This window comes from Rhodanobacter spathiphylli B39, assembly GCF_000264295.1.
Taxonomy (GTDB): Bacteria; Pseudomonadota; Gammaproteobacteria; order Xanthomonadales; family Rhodanobacteraceae; genus Rhodanobacter; species Rhodanobacter spathiphylli.
In genome coordinates this window covers 144,051-153,411 of record NZ_AJXT01000005.1, presented here as the reverse complement: position 1 = coordinate 153,411, position 9,361 = coordinate 144,051, and the positions used below count along the sequence as shown (strand labels likewise).

General features: G+C 66.2%; 8 protein-coding genes and 1 pseudogene. 6 read left to right on the top strand and 3 right to left on the bottom strand.

What is annotated here, in order from left to right; genetic code table 11:
• A pseudogene (locus tag UU7_RS19130) lies at nt 1–1,557 on the bottom strand (IS1182 family transposase); the annotation flags it as partial.
• An 86-nt stretch (nt 1,558–1,643) separates the two neighbouring features.
• Here UU7_RS19130 and UU7_RS18225 point away from each other — a divergent pair.
• The 5 genes from UU7_RS18225 to UU7_RS04610 all read left to right on the top strand — a co-directional run bounded on the left by UU7_RS18225 (nt 1,644) and on the right by UU7_RS04610 (nt 6,176).
• Nucleotides 1,644–2,120 (top strand): hypothetical protein, encoded by a 477-nt coding sequence (locus UU7_RS18225; protein ID WP_157581865.1) that lies wholly within the window; start codon nt 1,644–1,646, stop codon nt 2,118–2,120.
• Nucleotides 2,121–2,749: 629 nt separating this feature from the next.
• Nucleotides 2,750–3,271 carry a GNAT family N-acetyltransferase gene (locus UU7_RS04625; protein WP_007805818.1) on the top strand — a complete coding sequence of 174 codons (522 nt, stop codon included), beginning with the start codon at nt 2,750–2,752 and terminating at the stop codon, nt 3,269–3,271.
• A 134-nt stretch (nt 3,272–3,405) separates the two neighbouring features.
• The gene (locus tag UU7_RS04620) at nt 3,406–4,353 is read left to right on the top strand and encodes an alpha/beta fold hydrolase (RefSeq protein ID WP_202946788.1); all 948 of its coding nucleotides are present in this window, start codon (nt 3,406–3,408) and stop codon (nt 4,351–4,353) included.
• Between the two features lie 88 nt (nt 4,354–4,441).
• The gene (locus UU7_RS04615; protein ID WP_007805814.1) at nt 4,442–4,846 is read left to right on the top strand and encodes a GFA family protein; all 405 of its coding nucleotides are present in this window, start codon (nt 4,442–4,444) and stop codon (nt 4,844–4,846) included.
• Nucleotides 4,847–4,928: 82 nt separating this feature from the next.
• Entirely contained in the window at nt 4,929–6,176 is a 1,248-nt protein-coding gene (locus UU7_RS04610) for a patatin-like phospholipase family protein (protein ID WP_007805811.1), read from the top strand.
• A 72-nt stretch (nt 6,177–6,248) separates the two neighbouring features.
• Here the strand turns inward: UU7_RS04610 and UU7_RS04605 are convergent, their stop codons facing one another.
• Together UU7_RS04605 and UU7_RS04600 are read right to left on the bottom strand one after the other, a co-directional pair.
• Nucleotides 6,249–7,214 (bottom strand): helix-turn-helix transcriptional regulator, encoded by a 966-nt coding sequence (locus tag UU7_RS04605; RefSeq protein ID WP_007805809.1) that lies wholly within the window; start codon nt 7,212–7,214, stop codon nt 6,249–6,251.
• A gap of 178 nt (nt 7,215–7,392) precedes the next feature.
• Complete coding sequence (locus tag UU7_RS04600) at nt 7,393–8,253, bottom strand: helix-turn-helix domain-containing protein (protein ID WP_238530884.1); 861 nt, start codon at nt 8,251–8,253, stop codon at nt 7,393–7,395.
• Nucleotides 8,254–8,473: 220 nt separating this feature from the next.
• Between UU7_RS04600 and UU7_RS04595 the strand changes: the two genes are divergently transcribed.
• Entirely contained in the window at nt 8,474–9,205 is a 732-nt protein-coding gene (locus UU7_RS04595) for an alpha/beta fold hydrolase (protein ID WP_007805805.1), read from the top strand.
• Nucleotides 9,206–9,361: the final 156 nt, after the last annotated feature.

Here is a 9,361-nt window from a genome sequence, read left to right as displayed (position 1 = left end):
CCTTGCGGTAGTTCGCCAGCTTCTCGATGTTGTGCACCAGTGCGAACAGCTTCCACTGACCATCCACCTTGGATTGACCGCGCAGGGTGAATCGATGGAGCTGCTTGTTGTGGCGTACGTTGCCGAAGACCGGCTCGACGGTGGCGAAGCGCCGCCCGTATTGTTCGCGTCCCCACGCACTGTCGATGCGCTCGCGCATGCGCGCGCTGTGGGTGCGTTCGGCTTTGCGGGCAAGTACGGCCACTTGCCGCGAGCGTGTGGTCTGGGGTTTGCGTAAACACCTCGTGCGCAGCGGGCAGTCTTTGCAGGCTGCTTCCGGTGCGCGGAACTTGATCGCGGCATAGCCGCCGATGGTGCAGTCCTTGCCGTTGCGATGCAGCCGCTGCCCGGCAGGACAGATCGCGTGTGACTGGTCCGGCGCGATGATGAAATCCTCGCTGCCGAACAGGCGTGGCTTCGCTTCCTTGCGTGACTTGTCGTGCAGCGGCTCGGGCATGACCCGGTGCTTGGCCTGCTCGGCGAAACGTTCGTCGCGTCGACGCATGGCGTTGTCGGCGATCAGGGCGTCGATGCCCTTCTCGGACAGCGCTGCGAGGTTGGCCTCGGAGTGATAGCCGGCATCGGCGGTGATCAGCGTCGAGGCGGTGCGCTGCGTGGCGCACGCTTCGAGGACAGGCAGCAACAATTCCTGTTCCGCGCCGGTGCCGTGGGCTGAAGCCTCCACGATCAGCTGATGGTCGGCATCGACCACGGCCACGGCGCAGTAGCCCTGGATCACGCCCTTGTCGGTCGCCAGCTTGGCGGACTCGCTGTCGGTGCGGTTGGACTTGCGAACCTTGCCGCGGGTGCCGGGCCGATCTTCCGGATGATCGGCCAGCCACTGACGAATCTTCGCCGCCTCGCCGGTGAGACGCTGGATGCGAGCAGCCGCTTTGGCATCCAGCACGTCTTCGGCGGCGCCGGCATCGTTGGCCTGGTGGCGTTCCAGCATGGTGGTCGCCGCACGTTCCATCTTCTGAGCTTGCGCAAGAAACTCCGCTCGTGTGCCGGAGCGATGCTTGGAGGCGTTGGAGGGCAGCTTCACGCCATCGATGGCGAACACGACCCACAAGGATGTGGGAAGTGGCTGCTGGCGTCGGGAACGCCAGCAGGCTCGCGGCCGATCAGGCCTTCGCCATCAAGCAGGGTCAGCACCTGGGCAAACACCGCCGCGATCGCGTCGCGCGAGCGGCTGACGAAGTCCGCGATCGTGGTGAAATGCGGCTTGGCGTCGCCGGTCAAGGCGATGAACAGCACGTTGTCGCGGCAGGCCCGCTCGATCGAGCGCGAGCTCACCATACCCTGGGAATACGCCAGAAGCACCGCCTTGAGCAACATCGTCGGTGCATGCGCCGGCGCACCGCTCTCGTCATTGCGGTAGTGCGCATCGAACGCCGACAGGTCCAGTTGATCGACCACGTGGTACAGCGTATGGGCGACCGACCCTGGCACCAGCTGCGCCTGCAGGTCGACCGGCAACAGCCGCGGACTCATGTCGATGTGCTTGTAACGCGCCATGCAGATGCCTCTTGTTCGCCTGAAGCTATTGAAGCAACATCAGCGCAGGTTTTTCTACAACCTCGTTAGCGCTTTCAGAGGAAGTCGTGAAGTCCAGACGTTTACTTGCTTCGTTGACAGGGCTCGCATTGCTGCTTGTGAGCGTAAGCGCGCAGGCGATCAAGCCGCCAATGCCGCGGTCAAGGGCGCAATTAGCCGGCGTCTGGGTTGGCCCGGACGCGTGGGGTTCAGTGCTGCGCCTGGAGCTCAATAGTGAAGGGCAAGGGCTCCTGGCAGTCCGCGACCTCGACTCAAAGGGCGATCTGGCTCTCTACAAAGTTGAGCTTGCAAAGATCAACATCAACGACCTCTCCTTTTCAGTTTCACCCATCAGCAACGGTGCTGCACGTATCGCTTTGTCTGGCACAAACGACTCGAATGCCATCAATTTGGTGCGCTACTTGAAGGATTTCGGTGACGGCTACGGCGTTCACGCGTTACTTATTCGCCAAAGCGATCTACAGTCAGGGTTACGAGATCTGAAAGCGGCCGGCTCTAAGCTTCCCGCACAGCCAGCGCGCTAACAGATCATTCGAGGCGGACGGCTACGCCGCCGCTCAATTCCAGCGTTAGGCCGTAATGGCAACTCGCATAAAAGTACTGAGTTATCTCATGGCAGCTTGTGGCGCACTGCTGCTTACGGTGGCCATTGCCTCGCTCATTGCCGTCTGGCCGCCGAGACTTTCTGACCCATACCACCCCGCGTACGTGGTTGTGCCTGCCTGGTTGCCTCAGGCCTTCGTCCTTGTCTCAGCGCTTGTTGCTGGTGGCGTCATGCTCTCCTATCGCATTGCCAGTCGACACAGCGCTCGTCTCTCCCGGGTTTCGTTGGTAGCCATAGTGCTTACAGTCGCCGCATGGGCTACGGTTGTTACCTCTTGGGCGGTCGCTGACGGTTGGGTAGCGGCCTAACATCTCCTTAGGAGACTTCCAGTCAAGCCCGGGTGCATGATGCTTTTGCCCTGAGCTTTCGGGCCACTGCTGGCGATCGTGTTGTGCTTCGTGTTGCGTGCTGCTTTGTCAGTTTGATGCGGCGTCGAACGTTGCCAGACTGCATTTCCTTAGACGGTCTTGTTGAGTCGATGTTGCCGGCTCGGACCAGGGTATAAATCGCGCCCGGGGACATCATTCCCGCATACCCCAGGTAGTGACGATGCCAACGATACGAAAAGCGCACGCCGGTGATGCCGGCAGGCTGTCCGAAGTTGCCGAGGCGACTTTCAGGGCGACGTTCGGTGCAACGAACACCACCGAGCACATGGAGCTTCATTGCCGAAGCAGCTACGGCGCGCACATTCAGTCAGCCGAGATCGCCGACCCCGACCTGCTCACCTTGCTCAGCGAGGATGAGGGGCGCCTGGTCGGTTATGCCCAGCTGCGCCGGGGCGAGGCACCGGGATGTGTGGCGGCGAAGCGACCGGGCGAGATCCAGCGCCTGTATGTCGTTGAGGACTGGCACGGCAAGGGGGTGGCGCAGGCGCTCATGGATGCCTGCATCGAGGCGATGCAACGACGCGGCGCAGACGCCGTCTGGCTCGGTGTGTGGGAACACAATCCGAGGGCCATCGCGTTCTACGGGAAATTCGGCTTTGTCGTGACGGGTGAGCATGTGTTTTCACTGGGCGGCGATCAGCAGCGGGACCTCGTGATGGTCAGGGCGCTTGCTTCGGAGTAGAACCGTTTTTGCGCCGCGGAGCTGCTGTACATGGTCGCCAAGTCTCTCCCGGACGAACGCGGCGGGGAAACCGGCTTGCCTGCCGACTCCGCCATCCGCAAACCATGCTTCCGGGGAAGCGCCCGGGAGCAGAGATGATGCATGATGCGGTCCGGAACCTCGGACCGAACGTTTTTCACCCGCCACTCCAGCGCGATGAGGACGATATGCTCAGACGCGATTTCCTGAAGACAGCCATGGCTACCGCCGCGATGACGGCGGCGCTCCGCATTCAAGCCAGCGAGACTCCCGCGATGTCGAACGGGCATTTTGCCGACGTCGATGGCCAGCACGTCTTTTACAGCGTGCATGGCGCCGGCAAGCCACTCATTCTTCTTCACGGCGGCATCGACCCCGACAGCTTCGGCAGCAATCTGGCCGCATTGGCGAAAGGCCGGCGGGTGATCGCGCCCCATCTCCAGGCGCACGGGCGTACGCCGGGCACCGACCGGCCATTGCGCAGCGAAACGCTGGGCGACGACATCGCCGCGCTGATCGGCCATCTGAAGCTCGGCAAGGCTGACATCATGGGTTATTCCCTGGGAGCCAGCGTCGCCCTGCAGACCGCGATCCGCCATCCGGACGTGGTCGACCGGCTCGTGCTCGTGTCCGCGGCGATGAAGCAGGACGGCTTCTACCCGGAGGGGGTGGAGGCCTTCAGGCAACTGGAGGTCAATGCAGCCGCCTACGGCCCCGGCGTCAAGGCATCGCCGTTGGGACAGACCTATCCCGACGTCGACTGGACAAACCTGTTCCGCAAGGTCGGCGACCTGACCAAACGCCCCTTCGACTGGAGCGCCGACGTCGCCCGGATCAAGGCTCGCACGCTGCTGGTCTTTGCCGACGCCGACGCCATCCGGCCCGGGCACATGGTCGAGTTCTGGAAAGCCCTGGGAGGCGGCCAGCGCGATGCCGGGGTCGACGGCTCCCTGCGACCCGCGAACCAGCTCGCCATTCTGCCGAACACCACCCACTACACACTCGCCGTCGATCCGATGCTGCCGGCGATCGTCGACCGCCTCCTTGTGCCGGGCGCTGGCTGATGATGGCGTGGCCCGGACACATGGTGAGCGGCGGCGGCGACGTGGCGAACTCCCCTCGCCTGCCGCGACGCGGCGAGGACGTCGGCGCATGAGTGTCCACGCCGGCTCCTGTCTTTGCGGCGCGGTGCGCTTCGAGGTGGAAGCCGAGTTCGAGCACTTCTACCTTTGCCACTGCACGTATTGCCGCAAGGATTCCGGTTCGGCCCACGGCGCGAACCTGTTTTCCACGCAGGCCCGCTTGCGATGGCTCAGCGGCGAAGACAAGGTGACGCGCTTCGAGCTGCCGCAGAGCCGGCACCTCCGGTGCTTCTGCTCAATCTGTGGCTCGGCGTTGCCGGTGACGCCGATGGACGGCCAGATGCTGGTCGTTCCGGCCGGCAGCCTTGATACCGCTGTCACGCTCCGACCCGACGCGCACCTCTTCGTAGCCAGCAGGGCCGACTGGGACGAGGCCCTGGAGACGATTCCACGCATGGCGGGATTCCCGGACTGAGACGGCGGCAATGGCGCATTGATGCGCCATGGCGCCAGACCGCATACTGCGCGGACACTGTTCATCGCCGGGGGTCAACGCGATGCGATGCAAGCCGGGGCTGCTGATGTTTGCGCTGGTGTTGCTGGCCGGTTGCGGGACCGTCCCGCGGCTGCCCGCACCACCGGAACTGATCGGCGCGGCCGCGCCGGAGGGCTTTTCGCCCGACGTGCGCCTGGTCACCACCGACCTGAAAAACTTCACCGCGCTGGCGCCCGCCTTCTTCGGCGGCATGCGCAGCGCGGCGCGCGACGGCACGGTCGATATCCTGGCGCTGTCCGGTGGCGGCTCGGGCGGCGCCTACGGTGCCGGCGTGCTGGCCGGCATGACGCGGGCGCATGCGCGACCGCAATTCGAGATGGTCACCGGGGTGAGTGCCGGTGCGTTGCTGGCGCCCTTCGCCTTCCTCGGGCCGGAATGGGATGCGCGGATGCGGGAGGCGTTCACCGGCGAGCGCAGCGCGCGGCTGCTGCATTCGCCTACCCGCACCGTGCTGTCCCGTCTGCTGTCGCCGCGCGGCCTGCCGCATCACAACGCGCTGTTCCAGCTGGTCGATCATTTCGTCACGCCGCAGATGATCGAAGCGGTGGCGCGCGAGGCGGCTACGGGTCGGCGGCTGGTAGTGGCCACCACCGACCTGGACAAGCACGAGACGGTGCTGTGGAATCTGGGCGAGATCGCCAGGCAGGGCGGAGAGAAGGCGCGCACGCTGTTCCGCGACGTGCTGATCGCCTCGGCCAGCGTGCCGGGCGTGTTCCCGCCAGTGCTGATCCGCGTGCGCGACGGTGACCACGTCTACGACGAAATGCACGTGGATGGTGGCGTCACCACCTCGGTGTTCAGCACGCCGCTGATCGCCGGCATCCAGTCGACCGAGCTGCCGCTGCTGCGCGGTGCCCAGCTGTACATGCTGGTCAACGGCCAGCTGGCGCGGGCGCCGCAGACCACCCGTTACAACACCGTCGACATCCTCTCCAATGCGCTGGCCGCCGAACTCACCTACAAGACGCGCGAGGCGATCGTGGACAACATCGCGGCCTCGCACCGGCTGGGCATGACGTTCCATCTCACCGACATTCCGGTGGATTACCCGCAGACCAGCTTCATCGACTTCAACCAGACGCAGATGCTCGCCCTGTTCGACTACGCCGCCGATTGCGCCGCGCAAGGGCTGGCCTGGATGACGCCGGAGCAGTCGATCCGGCGCAACATGAACCTGCGCGGCATCGCAGTGGCGGCAACGGCCAGCATCGGTGCCTGTCCGGCGCCGTCTGCAGCGGCCGCGCGCTGACAGGCCAGGCACGAAGCGAGAGGCCGCCGATGTGGCCGGAGGCCTGTTCTGGTGCGTGGCCCCGCCCGCGTTCTAGATGCGACCACGCCGCAGGCGCGCCGGCGTGGTGCCGCTGTGCCGGCGGAACACGCGCACAAAGTGCGACGGGTCGGCGAAACCGGCGCGACGGCCGATCTCCGAAATGGTCAGCCGCGCCATCAGCGGCGACTCCAGCATGCGCGTGGCCAGCGCCACGCGCGCAGCCATCAGCGAACCGCCGAAGGTCTGCCCGCACGCGGCGAGTGTCCGATGCAGCGTGCGCACCGAGATGCCCACTGCCAGGGCGACGTCCACCGCTCCCAGGGTCTGCTCGGTGCAGCGCTGCACGATGGCGTCCTGCACCAGGTCGCGCAGCTGCCGTTGCCGCAGCACCGGCTGCATCATCTCGCCGCTGAGCTGGTTGGCGCACAGCGCCAGCAGGGCACCGACGTGATCGACGATCAGCTGGGTTGGCAAGGCGCCGTGCTGCAGGTTTTCCGGCACGAGCTGCGCGATGAAGCTGGTCAGCGCGCGCGCCCACGCCGCATCGTTCGGCATGGGTTTTCCCACGAACGCCGCCGGATCAGGCAGCCACTGGCCCAGCCACGCTTCCGGCAGGACCAGGTGCACGTTGTCGAAGGCCTGCGCGAAATTCAGATAGTGTCCGAGGCGGGAATCCAGCAGCACCGCATCGCCGCAACCCACGTGCACCCAATCGCGATGACGCAGGTTCCAGCCTGATCGGCGGTTGACGATGAGATGGAACTGGCGCGAGCTGCTGAGCGCCACATGCTCCGCGCCACGCACGCAATCGTGCGCGGTGCTTACGCCGTGCACCAGGATCAGCGGGCCCAGCCGGGTGGCGGTGATCTCGCCGTCGAACGGGTCGGTGACGGCGCGAGCCACCACCATCGGATCGAGCGCGGAACTGATCACATCGGAGTAGAACGCCAGCCGCTGCCCGGCCGCGATGTCGCGCGTGGACCAGTGCTGGATGTCCGCGATGGGTGGCGCGCTCACGGCAGCACCATCCCGCGCGGGACGCGCGCCGACGCGTGCAGCGGCCACGGGAGACGACGGCTGGGTGCTCGGTTCACGCCAGGCTCCGCGCCGGCAAGCGGCAAGGAAGACGTTGGCACTCTATGCCTGCGCCCTGCCCCCGGCAATACGCGGACGCGTTGCCGGGCAACGCCGCCGCTCAATGGCAGCGGTGGCGGAAGTCGCCGGGCGTCAGGCCGGTCAGTTGCACGAAGGTGCGGGAAAAATGGCTCTGGTCCGCGAAGCCCACCTCCAGCGAGATGTCGGACAGCGCGCGGTCGGTATCCCTGATCAGGGCGATGGCGGCGGAGATCCGCCGGGTGATGAGGTAGTGATGCGCCGGCATGCCCATGCTTCGCTTGAACGCACGCGAGAAGTGGCAGCAGGACACGCCGGCGATCCGCGCCAGCGAAACCAGGTCGGCGCCGGTGGCGAGGTGATCCTCGATGTGGCTGCGCACCCGGCGCAATGCGCTGGGGCCAAGCCCGCCCCGCGTCGGCTGCCGGCACGCGGGGGGTTCGGCCTCTTCCAGAACCAGCGGTCCCAGCGCGGCATGGCCGAGCCGGCGCACCGTGGCAAGCAGGTCATCGGGGGCGCAGTCCATCGACAGGCAGGCATCGACCCGGGGCTGCGCCAGCCCCGGCCCGGCCAGCACCGGCTCGTTCGTGAGCAGGATCACCCGCGGGCGCGGCAGGCCGTACGCGGACGTCGGCCCCCTGCCATCCAGATGATCGGGCGCGTTGCGGCGATCGGTGATCAATACATGCACGGCGCCGTTGATGAGCCGCTGCGCCGACGACGGCTTGTCGGCCAGCGCCACGTCATAGCCGGGCACCTGCTGCAGCGTCGCCAGCAAGCCGGCTGCGAACAACGGGGAGGAGTGCGTCACGCGTACCGACACATGGCACAACCACCGCCTCGCGGTGCGGTCGCGCCGCTGGGGCGTCGTGCGGTTCTGGAAAGCGTCGCCCACGGCGCCGTCCACCATGCCGTCATTTGCGGCCATCGTTGCACTGGTCATCGGGATGCCCTCGTGAAAGCTGCCCGGGCCAATGATCACTCCCGGCAACAGCAGCAAATCGCCTCTGCGCGCCAGCGCCGGAAGAAATCCTGGACGCTGCGCGCCAGCGCGATGACGGCGGCGTGGCCACCGCAAGATTTCACCAGCGGCGGCAAATTCGTACAAGGCGCCCCATGGATGCCTTGGCAGGCTGGCGTCCGGTTGGGTAACGGAAGCGGTCATGTCGATCTCCCGCGCGGCAGGGCGCATCGCGGCGACGGAAAAAAATCGGCTGCCGCGGGTGATCCTCGTCCACGATGCGTGGTTCGACGGCTCGTCATGGAACGAGGCGATGTCGCGCTTGCAGGCCCACGGCCTGGACGTGCTGGCGGTGAGCAACCCGCTGCAATCGCTGGCCGGTGACGTGGCGGTGGTGCGGCGTGTGCTGGACGCGCTATCGGGTCCGGTCATCCTGGTGGGACACGGCTGGGGCGGCACCGTGATCACCCAGGCCGCCTCCACCGGCAACGTGGCTGCGCTGGTCTACGTGGCCGGGCTCGCGCCGGATCGTGGCGAGTCGGTACGCTCGCTGCGCGCCTGCGACCCGGAGCTGGCGCAACGGCCGCGCACCCGCGCCGACGAGGCCGGCTACATCCATTTCGAGCGCACCGGCTTTTCGTATTACCTGGCTCACGACCTTCCGCTCATCCAGGCCAATGTGCTGGCGGCGGTGGATGCGCCGATCCATCGCGATGCGCTGGAGGAGGTCATCGATCAGCCGGCATGGCGCGAGCTGCCGGCGTGGTACGTGGTGACGACGCAGGACCGGATCGTGCTTCCCGCCAGCCAGCATCGGATGGCTACGCGCATGCACGCTGAAGTACGGGAGATCGGCGCAAGTCATGTGCCGTTTCTCTCTCGTCCACGGGAATTCACCGAGGTGATCCTCGAGGCCGTTGCCCGCGCCTGTTAGCCGTCGCCGGATCAAGAGCGAACCCCACCCCAACCCTCCCCCGCAAACGCGGGGGAGGGAGCACGGCGGCTTTGCTCCTCCCCCTGCTTGCAGGGGAGGCAGCATCGCAGGCGCCAGAAAGCGGCTGCGCGATCGTGCAAACAGCGGCAGGAAGCA